This is a genomic window from Pseudomonas sp. SIMBA_067 (assembly GCF_046534675.1).
In the GTDB taxonomy this organism is placed as follows: Bacteria; Pseudomonadota; Gammaproteobacteria; order Pseudomonadales; family Pseudomonadaceae; genus Aquipseudomonas; species Aquipseudomonas putida.
The window spans coordinates 1-238 of record NZ_JAWRYH010001293.1; the positions used below are offsets into that span (position 1 = coordinate 1).

At 56.3% G+C, this 238-nt stretch carries 1 pseudogene; it reads left to right on the forward strand.

Annotated elements, in window-relative coordinates:
- Nucleotides 1–238, forward strand: a pseudogene (locus tag SB765_RS33490) (GlxA family transcriptional regulator); the annotation flags it as partial.

Genomic DNA, 238 nt, shown 5'->3' on the forward strand with positions numbered 1-238 from the left:
TCCCGAACAGCGCCTCGCCCTGTCCGAAGGCTCACCGCATGCAAGCGTGACATTGGACAGTCTGGTGCTTGATCGGGACCGCGTCACTGCCGCGACCCCGGCCGGTGCCTTTCAGATGATGATCAAATGGTTGGAGAAATGCGCGGGCCGTACCCTTGCAGACGCCGTCATCGATTTACTTGATTACGATCAATCGCGAATCCGCAGTATAGAAACCACCCACACTAAAAAGCTGACT